This is a genomic window from Bradyrhizobium sp. AUGA SZCCT0169, assembly GCF_018130085.1.
GTDB lineage: Bacteria > Pseudomonadota > Alphaproteobacteria > Rhizobiales > Xanthobacteraceae > Bradyrhizobium.
The window spans coordinates 1-21,773 of record NZ_JAFCMC010000040.1; the positions used below are offsets into that span (position 1 = coordinate 1).

Annotated in this window: 21 protein-coding genes and 1 pseudogene; 5 read left to right on the forward strand and 17 right to left on the reverse strand. The window is 63.2% G+C overall.

The features are described 5' to 3' along the window. Positions 1–77 precede the first annotated feature (77 nt). The 4 genes from JQ609_RS29720 to JQ609_RS29735 are packed head-to-tail and all read right to left on the reverse strand — an operon-like array spanning position 78 to position 3,514. Positions 78–1,259, reverse strand: a complete 1,182-nt coding sequence (locus JQ609_RS29720; protein ID WP_212276319.1) for an acyl-CoA dehydrogenase family protein — start codon at positions 1,257–1,259, stop codon at positions 78–80. Continuing rightward, positions 1,256–2,131 carry a CoA ester lyase gene (locus JQ609_RS29725; RefSeq protein WP_212208293.1) on the reverse strand — a complete coding sequence of 292 codons (876 nt, stop codon included), beginning with the start codon at positions 2,129–2,131 and terminating at the stop codon, positions 1,256–1,258. Before JQ609_RS29725 ends, JQ609_RS29720 begins: the two co-directional genes overlap by 4 nt. Further along, positions 2,128–2,604: a MaoC family dehydratase gene (locus JQ609_RS29730; protein ID WP_409363394.1), complete on the reverse strand. Its 477-nt coding sequence runs from the start codon at positions 2,602–2,604 to the stop codon at positions 2,128–2,130. Before JQ609_RS29730 ends, JQ609_RS29725 begins: the two co-directional genes overlap by 4 nt. A 40-nt stretch (positions 2,605–2,644) precedes the next feature. Beyond that, complete coding sequence (locus tag JQ609_RS29735; RefSeq protein ID WP_212276320.1) at positions 2,645–3,514, reverse strand: SDR family oxidoreductase; 870 nt, start codon at positions 3,512–3,514, stop codon at positions 2,645–2,647. Positions 3,515–3,727: 213 nt separating this feature from the next. On the opposite strand from JQ609_RS29735, the gene JQ609_RS29740 reads away from it, so the two are divergent. Next, positions 3,728–4,531, forward strand: coding sequence for an enoyl-CoA hydratase/isomerase family protein (locus JQ609_RS29740; RefSeq protein ID WP_212276321.1), 804 nt, complete (start codon positions 3,728–3,730; stop codon positions 4,529–4,531). A gap of 2 nt (positions 4,532–4,533) precedes the next feature. Here JQ609_RS29740 and JQ609_RS29745 read toward each other — a convergent pair whose 3' ends face one another. Continuing rightward, positions 4,534–5,334, reverse strand: coding sequence for an enoyl-CoA hydratase/isomerase family protein (locus tag JQ609_RS29745; RefSeq protein WP_212208289.1), 801 nt, complete (start codon positions 5,332–5,334; stop codon positions 4,534–4,536). 70 nt (positions 5,335–5,404) lie between these two features. Continuing rightward, a complete protein-coding gene (locus tag JQ609_RS29750; protein WP_212268836.1) occupies positions 5,405–6,286 on the reverse strand; it encodes an SDR family oxidoreductase in 882 nt (293 codons plus the stop codon). 302 nt (positions 6,287–6,588) lie between these two features. On the opposite strand from JQ609_RS29750, the gene JQ609_RS29755 reads away from it, so the two are divergent. Beyond that, on the forward strand, positions 6,589–7,107 hold the full coding sequence (locus JQ609_RS29755; protein WP_212276322.1) for a MarR family winged helix-turn-helix transcriptional regulator: 519 nt from the start codon (positions 6,589–6,591) through the stop codon (positions 7,105–7,107). Between the two features lie 60 nt (positions 7,108–7,167). Here JQ609_RS29755 and JQ609_RS29760 read toward each other — a convergent pair whose 3' ends face one another. From JQ609_RS29760 to JQ609_RS29770, 3 genes are all read right to left on the reverse strand, one after another. Continuing rightward, on the reverse strand, positions 7,168–7,437 hold the full coding sequence (locus tag JQ609_RS29760) for a hypothetical protein (RefSeq protein WP_212276323.1): 270 nt from the start codon (positions 7,435–7,437) through the stop codon (positions 7,168–7,170). After that, the gene (locus tag JQ609_RS29765) at positions 7,434–8,069 is read right to left on the reverse strand and encodes an SDR family NAD(P)-dependent oxidoreductase (RefSeq protein WP_212276324.1); all 636 of its coding nucleotides are present in this window, start codon (positions 8,067–8,069) and stop codon (positions 7,434–7,436) included. The genes JQ609_RS29760 and JQ609_RS29765 overlap by 4 nt, the downstream gene beginning before the upstream one ends. A 104-nt stretch (positions 8,070–8,173) precedes the next feature. After that, a complete protein-coding gene (locus JQ609_RS29770) occupies positions 8,174–9,145 on the reverse strand; it encodes a tripartite tricarboxylate transporter substrate binding protein (protein ID WP_212276325.1) in 972 nt (323 codons plus the stop codon). A 175-nt stretch (positions 9,146–9,320) separates the two neighbouring features. Here JQ609_RS29770 and JQ609_RS29775 point away from each other — a divergent pair, with 175 nt between their 5' ends. Beyond that, the gene (locus JQ609_RS29775; RefSeq protein WP_212276326.1) at positions 9,321–10,331 is read left to right on the forward strand and encodes an NADP-dependent oxidoreductase; all 1,011 of its coding nucleotides are present in this window, start codon (positions 9,321–9,323) and stop codon (positions 10,329–10,331) included. Between the two features lie 735 nt (positions 10,332–11,066). Here JQ609_RS29775 and JQ609_RS29780 read toward each other — a convergent pair. From JQ609_RS29780 to JQ609_RS29815, 8 genes and pseudogenes are all read right to left on the reverse strand, one after another. After that, positions 11,067–11,306: pseudogene (locus JQ609_RS29780) on the reverse strand (HlyD family efflux transporter periplasmic adaptor subunit); the annotation flags it as partial. 12 nt (positions 11,307–11,318) lie between these two features. Then, positions 11,319–12,272 carry a sugar-binding transcriptional regulator gene (locus JQ609_RS29785; protein WP_212208282.1) on the reverse strand — a complete coding sequence of 318 codons (954 nt, stop codon included), beginning with the start codon at positions 12,270–12,272 and terminating at the stop codon, positions 11,319–11,321. Then, positions 12,269–13,075 (reverse strand): inositol monophosphatase, encoded by an 807-nt coding sequence (locus JQ609_RS29790; protein ID WP_212276327.1) that lies wholly within the window; start codon positions 13,073–13,075, stop codon positions 12,269–12,271. The genes JQ609_RS29785 and JQ609_RS29790 overlap by 4 nt, the downstream gene beginning before the upstream one ends. Further along, positions 13,075–14,616 (reverse strand): alkaline phosphatase, encoded by a 1,542-nt coding sequence (locus JQ609_RS29795; RefSeq protein WP_212276328.1) that lies wholly within the window; start codon positions 14,614–14,616, stop codon positions 13,075–13,077. The genes JQ609_RS29790 and JQ609_RS29795 overlap by 1 nt, the downstream gene beginning before the upstream one ends. Further along, a complete protein-coding gene (locus JQ609_RS29800; RefSeq protein WP_212276329.1) occupies positions 14,613–15,374 on the reverse strand; it encodes a glycerophosphodiester phosphodiesterase family protein in 762 nt (253 codons plus the stop codon). Before JQ609_RS29800 ends, JQ609_RS29795 begins: the two co-directional genes overlap by 4 nt. Before the next feature lie 10 nt (positions 15,375–15,384). Then, positions 15,385–16,305: an ABC transporter permease subunit gene (locus JQ609_RS29805; protein ID WP_212276330.1), complete on the reverse strand. Its 921-nt coding sequence runs from the start codon at positions 16,303–16,305 to the stop codon at positions 15,385–15,387. A gap of 4 nt (positions 16,306–16,309) precedes the next feature. Continuing rightward, the gene (locus JQ609_RS29810) at positions 16,310–17,260 is read right to left on the reverse strand and encodes an ABC transporter permease subunit (protein ID WP_312014912.1); all 951 of its coding nucleotides are present in this window, start codon (positions 17,258–17,260) and stop codon (positions 16,310–16,312) included. A 119-nt stretch (positions 17,261–17,379) separates the two neighbouring features. Further along, a complete protein-coding gene (locus tag JQ609_RS29815; protein WP_212208420.1) occupies positions 17,380–18,708 on the reverse strand; it encodes an extracellular solute-binding protein in 1,329 nt (442 codons plus the stop codon). A gap of 263 nt (positions 18,709–18,971) precedes the next feature. Between JQ609_RS29815 and JQ609_RS29820 the strand changes: the two genes are divergently transcribed. Continuing rightward, positions 18,972–20,528, forward strand: a complete 1,557-nt coding sequence (locus JQ609_RS29820) for an aldehyde dehydrogenase family protein (RefSeq protein ID WP_212276332.1) — start codon at positions 18,972–18,974, stop codon at positions 20,526–20,528. A gap of 191 nt (positions 20,529–20,719) precedes the next feature. Further along, complete coding sequence (locus JQ609_RS29825) at positions 20,720–21,742, forward strand: zinc-binding dehydrogenase (RefSeq protein WP_212208276.1); 1,023 nt, start codon at positions 20,720–20,722, stop codon at positions 21,740–21,742. The last annotated feature ends 31 nt before the right edge of the window (positions 21,743–21,773 follow it).

Genomic DNA, 21,773 nt, shown 5'->3' on the forward strand with positions numbered 1-21,773 from the left:
CCGTCCAGCCAGCATGGTGAATCAGAAACCTACTGATTTGGGAATCCCAAATCGATTCAACCTAACTCCATCCCGCTCTAATAACTCTTCGGCAGCTCCAGCACTTTTTCGGCAATAAAGCTGAGGATCAACTGCTCGGTGATCGGTGCCAGCCGCGTGATCGAGACTTCGCGGAACAGCCGCTCGACGTGATACTCCTTGGCGTATCCAAAGCCGCCATGGGTCATGATCGCCTGCCACGCCGCGTCGTGGCCGGCGCGGGCGCCGAGGAACTTGGCGGCGTTGGCTTCGGCGCCACAGGGTTTGTCGTGATCGTAGAGCCAGGCGGCGCGCATCGCCATCTGCCAGGCTGACTCCAGATACATCCAGTTCTCCGCGAGCGGATGCTGGATGCCCTGATTCTGGCCGATCGGCCGGTCGAACACCACACGCTCGCGCGCGTATTTTGCTGCCCGGCGCAGCGCGTCCTGGCCGATCCCGATCGCTTCGACCGCAATGAGGATGCGCTCGGGGTTGAGGCTGTGCAGGATGTATGAAAAGCCCTTGCCCTCTTCGCCGATCCGGTCGGCTTCCGGAATGAACAGCCCGTCGATAAAGATGGCGTTGGAATCGACAGACTTGCGGCCCATCTTGGGAATGCGATGAACGTCGATCTTGGACCGGTCGAGATCGGTGTAGAAGATCGTGATGCCGTCGGTCGGGCGCTTGCAATCCTCGTATTTGGTGGTCCGGGTCAGCAGCATGATCTTGTTGGCGACCTGCGCGGTCGAGGTCCAGACCTTCTGGCCATGCACGAGATAGCCGCCGGGGACCTTCTGCGCAAAAGTCTTAATCCGGGTCGTGTTCAGCCCGGCATCCGGCTCGGTAAAGCCGAAGCAGCACTGATCTTCGCCGGCGACCAGCCGCGGAACCCAGCGCGCCTTCTGCTCCGGCGTACCCTTCACGACGATCGGATGCGGTCCGAACAGATTGATATGCACCGCCGAGGTCGCGGACATGCCGCCGCCATGGCTGGCAACTTCATGCATCATGATCGCGGCCTCGGTCACCCCGAGGCCGGAGCCGCCATATTCTTCCGGCATGGTGATGCCGAGCCAGCCGGCGTCGGCCATCGCGCGATGAAATTCCAACGGGAACTTGCCGTCGTCATCGCGCGCCAGCCAGTAGTCGTCGCCAAAGCGCGCGACGACTGCGCGCACGCCTTCGCGAATGGCCGCCTGATCGTCTCCCGGCTCGAACTCGTTGGCCAATGCACTCATGTGACGTCCTCCCCGGCCGAGGCGAGCGCGCGTTTTGCCGCGATCAGATGCGGCATGTCATACATCTTGCCGTCGATGCCGAGCGTTCCCGCATCGGGCTGCGCCGCGAACGCCGCCACCACGCGGCGCGCATGCGCCAGGTCGGCCTCCGACGGCGTGAAGCATTCGTTGATCGTCGCGACCTGAGCGGGGTGAATGGCGATCTTGCCGACAAAGCCGTCGCGGCGCGCGATCCGGCAGCTTTCCGCCAGTCCCTTCTCATCCCTAAAATCCCCATACAGCGTGTCCAGTGCCATGGCACCCGCAGCCCCCGCGGCGAACAGACACTGCGCCCGCGCGACCTGATACGGGAACGTCCAGCTTCCGTCGGCTTCCTTGTTCGAGAGTGCGCCGAGCGCCGCGCCCAGATCCTCGGCGCCCCACGTCATGGCGACCAGGCGCCGGTTTGGCGTTGCATAACCCGCAAAGCCGATCATGGCGGCCGGCGTCTCGGTTGCGACCACCAGCAGCTTCACGTGATCCGGCGTGACGCCGGTGGCGACCTCCAGCACGTCGATGTAATTCGAAATCAGTTCGATGTCCTGCATGCCGTTGACCTTGGGGATCAGGATGCCGTCGAGGCCGGGTCGGACAATCGCCGCGAGGTCGTCAAGCGTCAGGCCGCTGCCGAGCGGGTTGATGCGCACCAGGAACACCCAGTCGCGCGCCGGACCGCCCAGCAGATTTTTCACCATCTCACGCGCCAACGCCTTGCGCGGCGGCGCCACGGCATCTTCAAGATCAAGGATCAGCGCGTCGGCGCCGATGCCGGATGCCTTGGCGAATTTGTGTTCGCTGTCGCCAGGCACAAACAGAAGGGAGCGCAATCTCATGCGGGGCGCCTCATCATCAGACCTATGCGGCGGCAATAGGCGACTTCCTCATTGTGCTGATTGAAGCCGCGATGCTCGAACGTCACGATACCCTGGGTCGGGCGGGACTTGCTCTCGCGCACCGCCAGGATCTTCGTTTCCGCCCTGATCGTATCACCGGCAAAGACCGGGCGCGGAAATTTCGTGTCTTCCATCCCGAGATTTCCGACCGTCGTGCCCAGCGTGGTGTCCTGCACCGACAGACCGATGACCAGGCCGAGGGTGAAGATCGAATTCATCAGCGGTTTGCCGAATTCGGTCGATTTGGCGTATTCGTGATCGATGTGCACCGCTGCCGGATTATAGGTCAGCGACGAGAACAGGATGTTGTCCATGTCGGTGACCGTCCGCCGGATTTCATGGACGAAAGTTTGTCCGACCGAAAACTGCTCGAAATAGAGTCCCGCCATCTGGTTTCCTCGCCTTTCTTGTATTCGTACATACGCGTACGAAATCTTCGCTGCCCGACGGGAGTCAGGGCGCTTTCTTCAACGCCTCCGGAAGCCTGGAGCGATGAAAGCCTTCAAAGGGCGCGCTACGATTATGCGGTTCGAGCCTCCACGTCGTTCGCGCATTCGGCGTCCCCCCGTCCACCCGGATGCAGGAACCGGTGACGTAGGCTGCAGCCGGCGACAACAGATACACGATCGCCGCCGAGATTTCGGCCTCGGTGCCGAACCGCTGCAGCGGCACACCGGCGGTGAAGTCATGCAGCTTCTTCTGCATTTCGGGCGTGTAGGTATCGAACCCGCTTGACACGATACCACCGGGGGCGACCGCGTTGACGCGCACGCCCGAGGAAGACCATTCGCACGCCGCGGTTTCGGTCAGCGTCAGCATGCCGCCGCGCGCAGCTCCCGAGTGCGCGAATTCGGGCCAGCCATGCCAGATGTCGGCGATGATGTTGACGATGGCCCCGCCATTGGCCTCCATCCAGCGGTTGTAGACCTCGCGCATGAAAATGAACCCGCCGGTCAAATTGCTGCGCACCACCGCCTCAAAACCCTTGGTCGAGATGGTTTTCATTGGCGCGCGGTATTGACCGCCGGCGTTGTTGACGAGCCCGTCGATGCGGCCGTAAGTGCCGAGCACGGCGTCGATCGCCGCGATTACCATCGTCTCGTCGCGAATATCGCAAACCTGGGTGAGAACCCTTCCGCCGTCGTCCTCGATCTCCGCCTTCACTTCCGCCAGCTTTTCGGCGGTGCGACCGAGGATCGCGACATTGGCGCCGAGGGCCACCAGTTCGTGTGCGGTGCAACGACCGATCCCGCTGCCACCGCCGGTGACGATGATCGTCTTGCCCTTGAACAGATCCGGCCGGAAGACCGATTTATACGGCATCGTGCTCTCCGAAGGGATGGGCGCGATCGGCAGTTGACCGCCCCGCGCAACAAAAATTAGTACACTATATTATGATATGGTGTATTCTGTTTCGCAAGCGCTTTGCTGACCGCCTCGACAGGCCGAAGACGACTTGGAACAATCGGCCGCTTATGGCCATCCACACCGCACCGTGACATCCTGCTGTCCTGGCGCGAATGGGAAACGCACGACATGGACAAATTCACAACCATCACCGTCGAGCAACGTGACACCATCGAGATTCTTTCCCTCAATCGGCCGGATGCCCTCAATGCGGTGACACCCGCGATGGCCGACGAGCTGATCGCGTACTTTTCGGGGCTCCACGATCGCCTGAGCACGCGCATCGTCATCTTCCGGGGCAATGGGCGGGCGTTTTGCGCCGGGGCCGAGCTCGGGTCCGATGCGTTCGCAGCGCCCGGCGCGGGACGTCCGCAGCGGCAGCTCGACATGCAGCAGCGTTACTCGCGGATCATCCGCCTGATGCGGAGCTGCCCGCAGCCGATCGTGGCACTTGTTCAGGGCGCGGCATGCGGCGCCGGGTTTTCTTTGCTGCTGGCCTCCGATGTCAGATTTGCGACGCCGGCGGCGCGGATGAACGCCGCCTACATACGCGTCGGCGTCGGCGGCTGCGACATGGGGTCCGGCTATCTGTTGCCGCGGCTGGTCGGTCTTTCGGTGGCGTCGGAACTGTTGCTGACTGGACGGTTTCTGGGTGCGGACCGGGCCAAGGCCGTGGGCCTCGTCAGCGACGTCGTTGACGACGACAAATTGCTCAAGACCGGCCTTGCCTTCGCCGCCGAAATGGCCCGCGCCTCGCCGATGGGTTTGCGTCTGACCAAGCAAACGCTGAACGCGCTGATTGACGCGCCCGGCATCGATGCCGCATTGATGATCGAAGACCGTCAGCAGGTGATGCTGCTCGAAACCAGCGATCACCAGGAGGCTGTCGCGGCATTTCGCGAGAAGCGCGACCCGACCTACCGGGATCAATAGAACTACCGTCCCGCAAATGTCGGTTTGCGCTTCTCCCTGAAGGCTTTTACGCCCTCCTGGGCGTCCGCCGTTCGCGAGATCGCGGCCAGCGTTTGCGCCTCGTCTTCCAACTGGCTTTCAATGGAACGGTTGAGCGTCTGCAGGAACAGGCGCTTGATCCCGCCATAGGCTTCGGTGGGGCCGGAAGCCAGTTCGCGCGCGATCTTCTCGGCCTCGGCAACGACCGCATCGTCATTCACGACATAGTCGACCAGTCCAGCCGAAAGCGCGGCGTCGGCATCCATCGTTTCCGCCAGCAGGAAGAACCGCCGGGCACGGGCGACCCCGATGCGCCGCGTCACGGTTGTCGTCGAGCCGCTGTCCGGCGTGAAGCCGATCTTGGCGAATGCGGATGAAATACGCGCCGATTTGCCGATCACCACCAGATCGCCTGCGGCCATCAGCGAAACGCTGCCGCCCGCGACATTGCCTTGCACCGCTACCACCACCGGTGCACGCATGCGGACCATCCGCACGATGGCGGCATGCAAATCCGCCGTCCACGACTTGATGGTCACGGGCAGCGCGGCGCCACGGGAGGCGAGCGCTGCGAGATCGCCGCCGACACTGAACAGCCTTCCGCGCGCGGAAATCAGCACCGATCGTACATCGTCACGCTCGCTCAATTCTGCCATGCAAAGGCCGAACTGGCGGCAGAAGTCGCCGTCGATCGGGTTGCCGCGTTCGGGCTGATTGAGAACGATATGCGCGAGGCCACCGTCGATCGTGCATTCGAAGCTGGTGGTAGCGTTTGCCAGACCCATTGCGTCTCTCCCGGTCGTTCGGACTTGTTGGAAATGCGTTCGAGGCCGGCTCTTCGCCACCGGCCTGGCGTCAGGCTGACCGGCCTTCCTTTTCCTTGCGCGTGGAAGCCTGAATGGCCTCGCGCGCCCGCTGCCAATCGTCAGGCGAAAGTTTTGAAAGCCCGGCAAACGTGCTTGGCGCCGCCAGATGATGCCCGCCATCGATGCTGATGGTGTCGCCGGTGATGTAGCTGCAGCCATCCGACATCAGGAAGATCATCAGATTGCGCAGCTCATCCATCTTGCCGAACCGCCGCAGCGGAACTTCGTCCGCCTGGGTCGCCCCCACGCCGGTCTCCGCCAGCGGATTGAGCTTGTCCCAGGCATTTTCGGTCGGAAACGGACCGGGCGCCACCGCGTTGACGCGGATGCCCTTCGGTCCCCATTCGACCGCGAGCGACATCGTCATCGCGTGAACCGCGGCCTTGGCCATCGCGGCCGGCACCACATAGGCCGATCCGGTCCAGACCCAGGTGACGAGATTGCTGATGATCACGCCGGGAAGCCCCGCGGCGATCCAGCGCCTTCCGCAGCCCTGCGCCGCGTAGAACGAGCCGTCCATGATGGTCGACCTGATCGCCTCGTAGCCGCGAGGCGACAACGTCTCGGTCGGCGCCAGGAAATTGGCGCCGGCGTTGTTCACGAGGCCCGTGAGAGGTCCGGTGGCCCAGATTTCCGCCATCATCTTTTCAATGCTGTCGGGATCGCGAACGTTGGCGACCAGCGCCTCGGCCTGCCCGCCCGATCGCGCGCGGATTTCGCCAGCCGCCTGCTCGAGAATTTCCGGCCGGCGGCCGCAGATGAAGACATGCGCGCCGTGCGCGGCGAAGCCTAAGGAAATCTCCTTGCCGAGTCCCGTGCCGCCGCCGGTCACGAGGATGCGCTTGCCCTTGAGGACGTCACGGCTGAACATGAACGGCAAATCCCGCTATTCGAAGCTTACATGACAGCCGAGCCAGGCCGCCAAGCCAAATTAATACACTAATGTACTTCATCTGTAAATCGCGATCGTCCCGGCTCAAAGATGTCCCCGGGAGCTCGATCCGGCTCAACTCCCAGCAAATAGAGCCGATTCCTGGGGATACGCCCCGCCGGGAATCGCCACGGCCGGGTTCGCCGCGGTGCGTTCCTTTTAAAATACGCTTGTGTATGATATCAGTTGAATCGCCAGGATCGACACGCATCGGTATCAGGCTTCTGACGAGGAAAAACGACATGGTCGACCGGCCCGACTGGGATCTCCGACTAGGCTACCTCATCCACGACGTTTCCCGGCTGCGCCGGATGATGTTCGATCGCGCCCTTGCGCCGCTCGGCATCACGCGGTCGCAATGGTGGGTGCTCGCCTTCATCTCGCGCAAAGACGGGCTGCCGCAGACGCAGCTCGCCAATGAGCTCGACGTCGGCAAGGTCGGCGTGGGGGCGCTGATTGACCGTCTGGAGTCTTCCGGCTTCGTGCTTCGGCAGGCGGACCCGGTCGACCGCCGCGTCAAGCGCGTCTTTGTCACCAAGCAGGCGCGCGGCTTCCTGGAAAAACTTCGCAAGGAGACCGACAAGTTCAATGCCCAGCTGACCCAGGGGATTGACCGCAAGGCACTGGAAGCGGCGTCGGACGCGTTGCTGGCGATGAAGCACAATCTGCTGGCGATGTCCGATGGAAACGCCCTGCCGAGCGAAGGCGAAGAGGACGTCGGCAAGAAGAGTAAACCGCGAAAGAGCAGGAAAGCGGCGTAGCCGCTCATCTTCCCTGCTTGCCGGGCGGACCGCGTCGATCGTTGGCGATGCGGTGGCGCTCTATGACACGATGTCTCGCCCCCAAATATCGGCATTGGGGCGAGCCTGCTTGATCAACTCGGCAATTTTTGCGCCCAGCTCGTTGGGATCCTCGACCGGCTCTATCCCCGGCCCCGCGTGCCAGCCTTCCGCAATTTTGAGAATGCCATCGCCCGCTTCGAACACGCGGCCTGTCACATCGCCGGATTCCTCGCTGGCCAGCCAGACGACGATCGGCGCGACCCAGCGCGGATTGCGCCGCTTGATCTCTTCCTCGGTGCGCTCCCTCAATCCCTCTTCATCCGGGTCTGCGCGCGCGGCGCAATGGCGTTGACGGTTATTCCGTATTGCCGGAGTTCGGTCGCGCTGATGATGGTGAAGGCGGCGATGCCGGCCTTTGCCGAGCCGTAATTGCTCTGGCCGACATTGCCGAACAGGCCCGACGCAGAAGACGTATTGATCAACCGAGCGCTCACCGGCGAACCGCGCCGCTTGGCCTCCTGCCGCCAATATTGCGCCGCATGGTGCGAGGGCGCGAACGTCCCCTTCAAATGCACCTTGATCACGCTGTCCCATTCCTGCTCCGTCATGTTGACCATCATGCGGTCCCGCAGAATACCGGCATTGTTGATCAGGACGTCGAGGCGTCCGAACGTCCCGACCGCCTCGTCGATCAGCGCCTTGGCGCCGGCCCAATCACTCACATCATTGCCGTTCACGATCGCCTCGCCGCCGGCCAGCCTGATCGCTTCGACAACCGACTGCGCCGGCGTCAGGTCGGCGCCCTCGCCAGCCGCGGTGGCGCCGAGATCGTTGACGACGACCTTCGCCCCCTGCTCGGCCAGCATCAGTGCGTATTCGCGCCCGAGGCCGCGGCCCGCACCCGTAACGATCGCAACACGTCCCGCACACAGATTTCCCATTTTCAACATTCCTGGATCGTTTCGCTTCACTGACACATACACTCAGGAGAACTCGCCATCGCCGCAGCGCCATTCGCGCATTTCGACGAACAGCCGAGCGCCGTTCACTTCTTCTCGATCTTCGCGGTCGCGACGATCTCGGCCCAGCGCCTTGTATCGGCTTCCTGAAAGGCTCCGAGCTCCTGCGGCGTCGAGGGAAATGGCGCAGCACCAATCGTGGTCAGGTACTTTCTCGCCTCAGCGCTATTGACGAAGCCGGTGACCAGAGCGTTGAGCCTTGCGATGATTTCGGTTGACGTCTTTGCCCGGACGAAGACGCCGACCCAGGCCGTTAATTCGTAACCCGGCAATCCGCTTTCCGCGATGGTGGGTAGCTCCGGCATCGTCTCCAGACGCTTCGCGCTGGTCACGGCCAGCGCCCGCAGCTTGCCGTCCTGTACCAGCCCTTGCGCGCTCGCGGGATCAGCGAAGACACAATCGATCTGCCCGCCCATCACGTCGGTCAGGGCCTGCGGCATGCCGCGATATGGCACGTGCTGCATTTCGATGGCCTGACGATATCTGAATAGCTCGGCCGCGCCCCTGCTCGATGTATTGCCGCTGCCAAAGGACAACGGTTTCTCACGCTTCTTCGCCAGAGCGACGAATTCGGCAACGGTCCTGGCCGAAAAATCAGCCTTTACCGTCAGCATCATCGGTATCGTCATGATACCGGCGACCGGCGCGAAATCCGCTTTGGGATCGTAAGGCAATGAATGGAATAGGCTGATGTTCGCCGCCTGCGTCGAATTCGTCGTCACAAATGCCGTATAGCCGTCGGGCTCCGCTTTCAGGACCGCGAGTGCGGCAAGATTGCCGTCGGCGCCTGGCTTGTTCTCGACGACAACGGTGGCGTTGGTCGTTGCACGAATGCTTTCCGCCAAATGGCGCGTTACGCTGTCGGTCGCACTGCCGGGCGGGAACGGCACGATCAGCGTGATACGCTGCGAGGGATAGGGTTCCGCAGCAGCCGCCGGGAAGCAAGCGGCCAGGAGAAGTACGACGGCAGCGACAGCCTGCGTTAAATTGGCCCTCAAGCTGATCTCTCCCCTGTTGGCGTATGGGCGGCATCGCCTTCCGGATCGACCGCGACATAAAGGCCTTGTCCGATATAGTACACATACGTACTATCTTTGCGGACTAATGCAAGAGGATCGGTGGGACGCTCGTCGCGTTCGCGCACCGCATACCCTCCAACAGGAACCGTTGGCCATGAAGAACAATCGCAATCGTCACGTCATCCTGAAATCCCGGCCGACCGATATTCCTCAGGCCGATAATTTCGAAATCATCGAGTCCGATGTTCCCGATCTGCGGGACGGTCAAATCCTGGTGCAGAACCTTTATCTTTCGGTCGAACCTGCCATGCGCGGCTGGGTCAGCAATGTCGCCAATTATTCGGAGCCGGTGCGCATCGGCGAAGTGATGCGCTCATTCGCCGCCGGCGAGGTGCTGCAATCGACACATCCCGACTTCAAGCCGGGCGACAGGGTGATGGGCATGTTCGGATGGCAAGAGTTCGCCGTCGTCGGACCTGCCGCGATCACGCGAAAGATCGGGGAAGACGGACTGCCGCTTTCGCTCTCGCTCGGCGTCACCGGTCTCAATGGCATCACTGCCTATTTCGGGCTGCTTGACGTTGGCCAGCCGCGCCCCGGCGACACCGTCGTAGTGTCGACCGCGGCCGGCGCGGTGGGGTCGGCGGTCGGGCAGATCGCGAAACTCTCGGGCTGCCGGACGGTCGGGATTGCCGGCGGGCCGGCGAAGGTCGCCCAATGCCGCGAGCTGTTCGGCTACGACGCGGCGATCGATTACAAGAGCGACAATCTGGAGACCGCGCTTGCCGCGGCCTGCCCAGGGGGTGTCGACCTCTATTTCGACAACACCGGCGGCGCTATCAGCGACGTTGTGCTTCGCCATCTCGCCGTCGGCGCGCGCGTCGTGATTTGCGGAACCGCGTCGGTCTCAAGCTGGAATCCCTGGCCCAACGGGCCACGCGCCGAGCGTCATTTGCTGGTCAAGCGCGCACGCTTGCAGGGATTCGTCATCTTCGACTACGCGTCCCGGTTCGAAGAGGCCGTCACCCGTCTGGCCCAGTGGATCCGCGATGGACGATTGCGCTATTCCGAAGACATCCTGAACGGCATCGAACACGCGCCGGGAGCGATCGCCGGTCTTTATCGCGGCGAGAATACCGGCAAGCGGCTGATCAGGATTTGCTGACGGCGGGTAACAGGCTTCATAGGCGTAACTCCCAGGGCGGCGTTTCGCGAGCTGCGTCGCCCTACGTGCAAGCGCAATCTTGCGCGCCGCCTGCGACAAATCAACCCGACGGGCAAATCAATTCTGATTTACGGAAATGGAGTCAAGCCCCGAAGCAAAAAATATTTCTGTTTACCAGAATGAAAATCAGGTGCATATATTTGCCATCCCGTCCCACTCAGAGGGCGTCGGCCGTCGTCACGGACGTTGGACGGGTTGCGGTGGACGCCGATGTTGCGGAGACGTAACGCGACAGAGGCGTACGGCGAAGACGCGTGGTCCTGGCGCCCGTTGCTGGCGTCAAGTTCCTGGGAGGCCAAAAGCTGATCAGGGGCGACGGAGTCAATCAAGAACTCGTCTCCGGGGAGAGCGCGATATAAGCCGTAAAGCCATTGCGCAGGGAATGTCGGATGTTCTCCGCTGCCCTGTATGCTCGTGTGCAGCCTACTTAGCACAATCCGCACACGAGACCGCGGGTGCAGCGCGCATCCGGCATTCCCTGCGCCCTCTATTTGCAGAGGGCGGGAAGTTACTGGCAAAGCTCGGGCGTAATGCGCCGCGAGAATGCGAAGTTACGTTCTGAATGATTGCGCATCTACAATCACCGCCGTCGTCCCGGGCTTGAGCTCAGATGCGCAATTGCGCATCGGAGCTCAAGGCCGGGACGACGTGAGGGATAGTCACGCCATCACCCCCTCACCGCTCCCTGCCCGCCTCATCCAAGGCCTGCATGATCGGCGAGAGCAGATATCGGATGACCCGCCGTTGGCCGGTCTTGATCTCGGCCTGCACCGAGAGCCCGGGGCCGAGCGCCTGCTTGCGGTCGCGGACGCGGTTGAGGACATGGGCCTCGACCTCGATCTCGGCGCCGTCGGGGACGATGATCATCAGGGCCTGCGCCGGCTGCACGACACCGCCGATGGTGGTGACGGCGAGCTGCTGTACCGTTCAGCCCATCCGCCGCTTGCCGATCAGCTTGAGCGCGCCGGCGGCGGCCTTCTCATCTGTCACCAGCACCTTGCCGATCCGCCCCTGCAGCGCCGCCGCGATGACCGGCACCTTGTTGGTGCCGCCCGCGATCAGCATCACGGTCGGCGCCCGCGCCAGCTTCTCGATCGGCAATGCGATGGCGCGCGCATTGATGCCGTGGTTGATCTGCCGGCCGGACTGCTCGAGATATTGGCCGAGCACGTCACCGACGGCGCCGGCGGCGCGCAGATCCTCGATGCCGACATCGGGCGGCAGCCCGTGCCGCACCAGGAGCGAACGCGGCGAGAGGTCGCCCATGCTGAGCAGCGCAAGATCGATCCGCTCAACGCGGTCCAACACCTCCGCATAGACCTCCTGCGCCATGAAGGTGTCGCGCGAGCGGCGGCTGCTGGCATAGATCGGTGCCGCCAGATAGCTGCACTTGGCGTGCAGCCGGCGCGCCAACTCGCCTGCGATCTCGAAAGTATTGAGTTCGAGCCCGCGCGAGAGCCCGCCCATCATCGAGACGATCCAGAGATCCGGATACTCCGCAGGCGTCACATGGCGGATGGTTTCGCGCAAGGTCGCCCCCCAGCCGATGCCGATGGTGCGTGGCTTCTTCTCTTCCAGGAATTTCGACAAATAGGCTCCCGCCGCCATTCCGATCAGGCTTGCCACCAGTTCGGGGTTTTCCGGGCTCGGGATCACCACCGCGTCGTCGAGCCCGCATTGCTGCCGCAACTGATGCTCGAGCTCGGTGCAGCTTGCGAACGCCGAGTTCAGCCTGATACTCACGATGCCGCTGTGCCGCGCCTCCGAAAGCATGCGGTTGACGCGTGCCCGCGTCAATCCGAGCCGCTCGCCGATCTCGGCCTGGGTCAAGTTCTCCATGTAATAGAGCCACGCGACCCGCAGGATGGTTTGGTCACTCAAAGCGCAACCTCCTCGAGCAACCGCAAAAGCTCGTCATGGATGTGACCATTTGAAGCGATCTTTTGCAGATCGTCAAACTGCGAAGCCTCGCCCGCAATCGTGGTCACGCATCCGCCTGCCGCGCGCACCAGCGGCATCGCCGCAGCGTGCGATACGAGATCGGCCTTGATCGACACGAAGCCGTCGAGTCGGCCGGCCGCGATCCATGTCATCTCGAGCGCGCCCGAGACCACGATGCGGACGCCGCGAACTGCCGAGCCGAGCCGCTCGATGATGGCAGCGGCCGTCCGCACCTCGTCGGGTTGATAATGCGATGTCAGGATCACCGATACCACCGCATCGGAAAGCGACCGCGTGCTCGACACCCGCACGCGTTCATCGTTCACGGTGGCAAGCGCGCCCTGCACGTAGCGGGCGCAGACATCGGCCAGCGGCGATTGAACCAAGCCGACCAGTGCCTCACCGCCATCATGGTAGGCCGCACTGACCGAATACCACGGCAGCCCGGAGGCGTAGTTCACGGTGCCGTCCAGCGGATCGACGATCCAGCGCGGTCCGCTTGTGTTGCCGCTAAAACCCCGCTCCTCCGACAGGATCGCCGCGCCTGGTGTCAGCGTCCTCAGTCCATCGATCACGATCCTTTCCGCGGCAAGGTCGGCGTCGGTGACGATGTCACGTAGTTCCTTGCGTGCGGTCGCAAGCGGTGCGCGCTGCATCGCGACCAGCGTCGCGGCCGCCTCCGCCACCACCGGCTCGGCGCCGCGCATCAGCGCCATCAGATCTGTCCTGGCGGATATCGGCATCAGGCCGCCTTCACGCCGGGCGCACCATCCTCGACCACGAAGGTCGCGAGCCGGCGCACACTGCTGTTCACATCCTTGACGTCGTCGAGCGCCTCGAAACCGACCGTGCAGGATCGCGCATCGAGCTCGACGGTCGCATAGCCACGCTTGTCGCCCCGCGCATAGGTCAGACCCGGATTGTCGGCGAGCGCCCTGGCCACACTGCTTCCGCTCGGCCCCTCGGAAGAGATCGAGGTGCCGACGAATTCGGTCGCGATGGTCGCTTCATGCGGCTGCGAATAATTGCGCTTGAGGTCGGCTGCAAAGTAAGCGTGGCGATCGCCGCCGATGACGACCGGGTTGCGCAATTTGTGCGACACGATCGAATCGAGCAGCCGGCGGCGGGCATTGGGGTAGCCATCCCAACCATCCATCCAGAAGCGGTTGCCGTCGTCCGCCTTGCGCTTGCTTTCGGCCATCAGAGTCTGCTGCGCTACGACGGTCCAGCGCCCGCGGCTGTCGCGCAACCGTGCGTCGAGCCACCGCTCCTGCGGCCGCCCGAGCATGGAGCGTTCCTCGTCGGTTCGTTCCGGACAGTCCGGCACGGCGGTCGGGCGCCCTCCCTTCACGCAGGCGGGCGCGGAGCGATACTGCCGGTCGTCGAGCAGCATGATGTCCAGCATGTCGCCGAAACGATAATGCTCGTAGATGGTGGCATTCGGTCCAAGCGGGCGGGCGGATGGCGGCAACGGCATATGCTCGTAATAGGCCTGATAGGCAGCGGCGCGCATCTTCAGGAACTGCTCCGGATCGCGCGTCGTGTAGGAGCGGTCATTGGCGTAATCATCCGCCACCTCATGGTCGTCCCAGATCGACAGCCACGCAAACGCGGCGTGCGCCGCCTGCAGGTCGGCGTCGGATTTGTACAGCGCGTAGCGATTGCGAAACTCGGCAAGCGTGGTTGGAATCCCGACGCCGTGCTGACGGACGTGACGCGAGCCCCAGGACTTTTCGTAGATGTAATCGCCGAGATGCACGACCAGATCGAGATCGCGCGCCGCCATGTCGCGATACGCGGCGAAATAGCCCTGCTCATATTGCTGGCAGGAGGCAAAGGCGAAGCGAAAGCGGCTGTTGCCGACGGCCGGCGCGGTGCGGGTACGCCCGACCGGGCTCACCGCCGCACCGGCGCGAAACCGGTACCAGTAGACGCGGCCCGGCCGCAGGCCTGTTGCCTCGGCATGCACCGAATGCGCGAGCTCCGCCGTCGCCTGCACGACGCCCTTCGCGGCGACGCGCGCAAATCCTTCATCCTCCGCGACCTGCCACTCGACGTCGACCGGCGCAGGCGGCATGCCGCCCTCTTCGAGCGGTCGGGGCGCAAGCCGTGTCCACAGAATGACGCGGTCCTCGCGCGGGCAGCCGGAGGCTACGCCGAGCGTGTATGGGTCCGCGTTGAACGCCACCGGCGCACCGCGCACGATCCCGAATGGCGCGGCCATCGCGGCACTGGCCAATGAGCCTGCGAGGAATCGCCGGCGCGGGATCGTGATGCCGCTCATGACGGCACAGATGCCGACGTCAGGTCGCGCCTGATCTTCACGGCGAGATCGGGCCGGTCGGTGGTGATCTGCCGCACCGGCTGGGCGAGCCAGTGGGCGATATCCTGCGGCTCGTTCGTCACCCAGGCACCGAGCCGTTCGCGACCGAAGACTTTCAGTGCCAGCGGCAGTGTCAGCGTCAGCAGCGACTTCTCGACCGCCACGATGCAATCGGGTATCGCGGCGAGACGGTCGAACGCCGGCGAGATGCCGCCCATCATTTCAGCCGACCTGCGGTCCAGCGAGGCCAGCACCCGCGCCTGCGGCGACAGCCTCCGCAACGTCGCGAGCACGTCAGGGACAAAGCAGGTGAGCACCGCGCGCCGCTCCAGCCCGCGCCGCTTGACCGCCTCGATGAGGCGCCCTTCGATTCCCGGATAGGGATTGCCGAAGGCGTCGGTCTTGATTTCGATGTGAAGCTCGAGCGGTAAATCGCTGTACACGTCGAGCACGGCATCGAGCGTTGGGATGCATTCATCGCCGGCCTCGCGCAGACGGATGGCGGTCAATTGTTTCAGCGTCCGAACGCCGACCGGCCCGGTGTCGTGCGCGGTGCGATCGAGCAGCGAATCGTGGATGACGACCAGCGAACCATCGACGCTTTGATGAATATCGAACTCGACCGCGTCAACGCCTAGTCCGCGCAGATTGCGAAAGCCGAGCAGGCTGTTCTCCGGCCAAAGGTCGCGGGCGCCGCGGTGTCCGGCGATAAAAACCATGATGGGTCCCCTATTTACTGCTGTCAACGAGCCCTTTGAGGAACCAGCGCTGCAACAGCAAGATCACCAGCGTCGGCGGCAGCATCGCGAGCAGCGCGCCGCTCATGGCGATGTTCCAGGCCGGCTCGCTGTCGGCGCGCGGGATCAGATTCTTCAGCGCGATCACGGCGGTCGCCATGTCCTTGTCGGTGGTGAACAGCAGCGGCCACAGATACTGGTTCCAGCCGAACAAGAACAGGATGATCGCGAGCGCGACGATGTTCGAGACCGACAGCGGCAGCAGGATGCTCCAGAAGAATCGCAGCGGCGACGCGCCATCGAGCCTTGCCGCCTCACACAACTCATCCGGCACGGTGAGGAAGAACTGTCGGAACAGGAAGGTCGCAGTGGCGGATGCGATCAATGGCAGGATCAGCCCCGGATAGGTGTTGACCATGTTCCATTCCAGCGCGATCGTCACGTCGTGGCCGCTGATCCACTTCCAGAGATCGGCAACATGCAGCATATCGGCGAGCCACTGCAGGGGCAGCGCGGCGTTGGCCACCGCCTCGAACGTCGGCACGATCCGCACCTCGATCGGCAGCATCAGCGACATGAAGATCAACCAGAACGCCAGCATGCGGTAACGGAAGCGGAAATAGGTGATGGCGAAGGCGGAGAGCAACGATACCACGATCTTTCCGGCAGTGATTCCGAGCGCCACCACAATGGAATTGAGAAAGCTGCGGCTGAAGTCGGCCTTGACCCAGGCCGTCTGCAGATTGGCAAGAAACTGGTCGCCCGGCAGCCACGGCAGCGGCACCTTCTGCACCTCGGCGATCGTCAGCGAGCCCGCGACGAACGCGAAGTAGAGCGGCACGCACACCAACATCGCGCCGGCGATCAGGATCGCGTGGCAGATCATATCGAGGATGGGTGCGCGCTCCACCATGTGGTCAGACCCCGTAATTGACCTTGTGGTCGAAATAGCGGAATTGCAGCAGCGTGCAAACCAGCGCGAAGGTCATCAACAGCACCGACTGCGCCGCCGAGGAGCCGAGGTCGAGGTTGATGAAACCATCGACGAAGACCTTGTAGACCAGGATGTTGGTCGCGCCGGCCGGCCCGCCATGGGTGACGGCATCGATGATCGCGAAGGTTTCGAAGAAGCCGTAGATAAAATTCATCACGGCGAGAAAGAAGATGGTCGGCCCGAGCATCGGCAGCGCGATGAGAAAGAACCGCCGGATCGGCCCGGCACCGTCGACGGCGGCGGCTTCCATCAGCGAGACCGGCACCGCCAACAGGCCGACCACCAGGAAGATGTAGTCGTAGCAGATGTGCTTCCATGACGCCGCCATGATCACGAGCCACAGCGCGTCGTTCGGGTTGCGATTGGGATCCCAGGAGATCCCGAGCGCGTGCAACATGTGTGCGAGCGGCCCAACGACCGGATTGAAAAGGAACGCCCACAGGATGCCGGCGATCGCGGGCGCGATCGCATAGGGCAGCAGGATGAGAGTCCGGTAGACCGATCGCGCGCGCACCACCCGGTCGGTGGCGAATGCCAGCACGACGGCAATCGCCAGCGTAATGACGTTCTGCGCCACCGTGAACCAGACCGTCGTCACGAGCGATTGGCGATACTCGCCGTTGGCAAACAGCGCCTTGAAGTTGTCGAACCAAACGAAATGGACGGTGGTGCCGAACGGATCGCTCAACAATACGGACTGCGTGAGCGCCCGCAGCGACGGGATGAAGAAGAAGAACACCAGGATCAACACCTGCGGCAGCAGCAATAGCGTCGGCAGGCCGACGCCGCGGCCGAAATTCGCTCGCTTCAGTCCGGGCTCCCGATCAGGCTGGCCACGCTTGGGCGTCCGCGCCTTACTGGCCCGTTCCGTCACAGCCCTACGCCCGGCGGCAGTTTCGCCGGGCGACTTGTGCTGCGATCTGGCCAGGCCGGAAGGCGAGTCTGCCGGGGCCTCCGGCCAGATCGACGAAGGTGCGATCGGCGCGCTTGCCTTCATTTCGCCTCGGGGGACCACTCGGTGCCTTTTCCGGCGTTGAGCTTCTCGAACTGGCGCAGGATCTCATTGCCGCGCTTGACGGCATCATCCATCGCCTGTTGCGGCTGCTTCTGGCCGGTGAACACCGCTTCCACCTCGCTGCGCTGCGCCAGCATTGTCTGCACGAAATTGCCAAAGCGGAAGCCGCGCGAATTGTCATTGGGCGTGCCGCGCGAGAGTTGCAGCACCGCAATCTCGCGTGTCGGATGGTCCTTGTAATAGCCGCGCTCGCGCGCCATCGCATAGGCTTTGTTGGTCGCCGGGACATATCCGGTCACGCCATGCCACCACACCTGCGTCTCCGCCTGGGCAACGAAATCGAGGAAGGCGGCGACCGCGTCGTAGCGTTCCGGCGTGTGCCCCTTCATCACCCAGATGGCACCACCGCCAATGGTGCTGTTGAGCGGAGGATTGATATCGCTCTCGTGCGGCAGGAAGGTGGCGCTCCAGTTGATCTTGGCGTTGCGTTCGATATTGCCGTGCGACGCGGTCGAGTTGACGAAGGTCGAGCAGCGTCCGGAGGTGAACAACTGTTCCGGGCTAAAGCCCTGACCGGCGATCTGCATGACGCCATCATCGAGCCATTTTTTCAGGCGCGCGACTTGCGAGACCACCTTGGTCTTGTTGTAGACGAATTCGGTGCCAAGTCCGTCGAAGCCGTTGGCGAGCGTACCGTAGGGCTGGTTGTTGATGGCGCTGTAGTTTTCCAGCAGGCTCCAGAAGAAGTCGCCCGGCAGCACCGTGCCACATTCACTGACGCCCTTGGCCTTGATGGCGTAGAGTTGTTTCTCCAACTCCTGCCAGGTTGCGGCCGGCTTGTCGAAGCCGGCTTTCTGGAAGTGGTCCTTGTTGTACCAGAAGATCGGCGTCGAGGAGTTGAAGGGCATCGCCGACATCCGCCCCTTGTAGCTCCAGAAGCTCGCCACCGGCTTGACGAAGTCGGAGAAGTCGACCTTGTAGCCCTTCTGGTCCAGAAGTTCCTGCACCGGCACCACGGCGCCCGACAGCAGCATGGTCATGTAGCCGCGTTCGGCGATCTGCACCATTTCCGGCGGCCGCTTGGCACGATAGGCCGCGATCACTCCATTGGTCACTTCGTCGTAATTGCCCTTGGCGACCGCCACGACGGTGTATTTATCCTGCGATGCGTTGAACTTCTCGACCAGCTCGTTGAGCCGTTCGCCCAGTACGCCGCTCATGGCGTGCCACCATTGCACCTCGACACGCGCCGCCTGAGCGGGCGCGGCCAACGCCAAAACCCCGAACAATGCCGCAATGAATGCCATCTTCTTCACGGGTGATCCTCCCTCAGCGGTCCAGCGAGCCGGCGCTTCAAACCCGGCTTCGATCATTTGTATTTCTACAATGACATATGTGTCGCTTTGATGAAAGGGGGCCCGATACACGGATTTTGTTGCGGGGAGCACGCGTGCTCAGGCCCGGCTGGTCAGTGTATGGTGGTGTATGGCGCAATCGACCGGGAGCGCGGCGCCAATCGCCGACAGCCGCCCTCTCTGAAATCAACGCGAGCCCTCGGAAAGAGCCCCTCATGTCAGATAAAAAATCCGCTCATGCCAAAGACCTCTCGCTCAAGGCCGAGGTCGACGCGCTTCTGATTGAACTCGGTGTCGAACCTGTCAGCTATACCGGTGGCACGCTGGTCGCGAGAACCCCGATCAGCGGTGAAACCGTGGCGCATGTCAGGGAGGTCGACGCCGCCGGCGCGACCGCGGCGATCGAAAAAGCCCATGCGGCTTTCCTGCAATGGCGTCTGGTCCCTGCTCCCAAGCGCGGTGAACTGGTGCGGCTGCTCGGCGAAGAGTTGCGCGCCAGCAAGCGTGCGCTTGGCCGGCTGGTTTCCATCGAGGCGGGCAAGATCGAGTCCGAAGGTCTCGGCGAAGTGCAGGAGATGATCGACATTTGCGACTATGCCGTGGGGCTTTCCCGGCAGCTCTACGGCTTGACGATCGCGACCGAGCGCCACGAGCACCGGATGGCAGAGGCCTGGCATCCACTCGGTGTCACCGGCATCATCTCCGCATTCAATTTTCCGGTCGCGGTCTGGTCATGGAATGCAGCGCTGGCGCTGGTCTGCGGCAACAGCATCGTCTGGAAGCCGTCGGAAAAGACGCCCCTCACCGCCTTGGCGACCGACGCGCTGTTCGCCCGCGCCCTGAAGCGCTTCAAGGCCGATGGCGGCGCAGCGCCCGACGGGTTGGCTGCCGTGCTGGTCGGAGGGCGCGAGATCGGCGAGGCCCTCGTCAACAACACCAGGGTTCCCTTGGTCTCGGCAACCGGTTCGACCGCGATGGGACGCGCCGTCGCGCCGAAGCTCGCGCAGCGCTTCGCCCGCGCCATTCTGGAGCTCGGCGGCAACAATGCGGCGGTAGTCACGCCGACCGCCGATCTCGACCTGACGCTGCGCGGCGTCGCCTTCGCGGCCATGGGCACGGCCGGTCAGCGCTGCACCACGCTGCGCCGCCTGTTCGTTCACGAGAGCGTCTATGACAGCTTCGTGCCGCGCCTCAAGAAGGTCTATCAGTCCGTTTCCGTCGGCAATCCCCTCACCGGCAATCTGGTCGGCCCTCTGATCGACGGCCTCGCCTATGAATCGATGCAGCGCGCCCTCGGCGAGGCCAAGGCCGCCGGTGCTGCCATCGTCGGCGGCGACCGCGTCGCCGTGGCAGGCGCCGACGCGGCTTTCTATGTCCGGCCGGCGCTGGTCGAGATCGGTGGACAGACCGGAACGGTCGAGCGCGAGACTTTTGCGCCGATCCTCTATGTCATCAAATACAGCGACTTCGATGCGGTGATCGAATTGCACAATGCCGTTCCGCAGGGGCTGTCGTCTTCGATCTTCACCAACGATCTGCGCGAGGCCGAAGCCTTCTTGTGCGCGCGCGGCTCCGATTGCGGAATCGCCAACGTGAACATCGGCCCCTCGGGCGCCGAGATCGGCGGTGCATTCGGCGGCGAGAAGGAAACCGGCGGCGGACGTGAGTCCGGGTCGGATGCCTGGAAGGCCTACATGCGCCGCGCCACCAACACGATCAACTATGGCCGCACGCTGCCGCTCGCCCAGGGCGTCAAGTTCGACGTGGATTGAATGGAAATTGCCGTGAACGCGCCGCTTCCGGGCAAGGATGTCATCACCCTCCGCCCCGGAAAGGCCGACTTTGAGCGATGAACAGATGTTTTTTGTATTTCTCATATGTTGCATCATATGAAATACGAATGTAATAGAGCACGATAGGAGTGTCCCACGAGGGAATGGGTACAAGCCGGGTGCAAGGGTTTATGAGCCGAGCTCTCTTCATCGACGGGGCCAACAAAGCGCGGGTCGCGCAGTTCAATCTGCGCGAGGGGCGCGAGGACGAAGTCCTGATGGATGTCGCCTCGGTCGGCGTCTGCGGCAGCGATCTGCATTATTTCAAGGACGGCGGTATCGGCAGCGCGCTTATCAACGAACCCTTTGTCCCCGGGCATGAGTTCGGCGGCTATCTCTGTCAGGACGTCGAGGAACTCGGTCTTACGCGCGGCCAACTCGTTGCCGTCGATCCGAACAAGGCATGCGGTCGGTGCGACTGGTGCCATGAGGGCCATCCCAACCTCTGCCCTAACGTTGAGTTCATTGGAGCTCCTCCCTTCGACGGCGCGATGACGGAGCGCATCTGGGCACCAAGGTCGCAGCTCGTCGCGTTGCCGAATGGCTTCGACGCGCTGGACGCCGTCATGCTGGAGCCGCTCGGCGTTGCCATTCACGCCGTCGGGCTCGCCAAGCCGCGCATGCTCGAACGTGTGGCCGTGCTGGGCTGTGGCCCGATCGGCCTGCTCATTGTCCAGGTGTTGAAAGCTGCCGGCGCCGGGGAAGTCCTCGCCTGCGATCCGCTGCCGCATCGCCGCGCAATGGCCGAAAAGATCGGCGCCGATCGCGTCGGTGAAAGCGCCGCCGACATTGCCGAATGGTCCAAGGGCGGCTGCCCCCTTGTGCTGGAAGCGACGAATTCGCCGTTCGGCTTCCGCGACGCCGTAACCGCGACACGCATCGGCGGGCGGATCGTGCTGGTCGGCATTCCCGACGGCGACATTTACACCTTGCCGGCCGCGGACGCGCGCCGCCGCGGCCTCAATATCAAGTTCGCGCGGCGGATGGGCGACGTCTATCCGCGCGCGATTGAGTTCCTCGCAGCGGGGAAGATCGACGTACGCTCGATCGTGACCCACCGCGTCGCGCTGGAGGAAGTGCCCGGCATATTCACGGCACTTGCCGAGAATGCGCCCGGCTACATCAAGGTCCTCGTCGATCTGAAAGGGAGTTGAACCGACGCCCGAATGACACCTGGCCGCCACT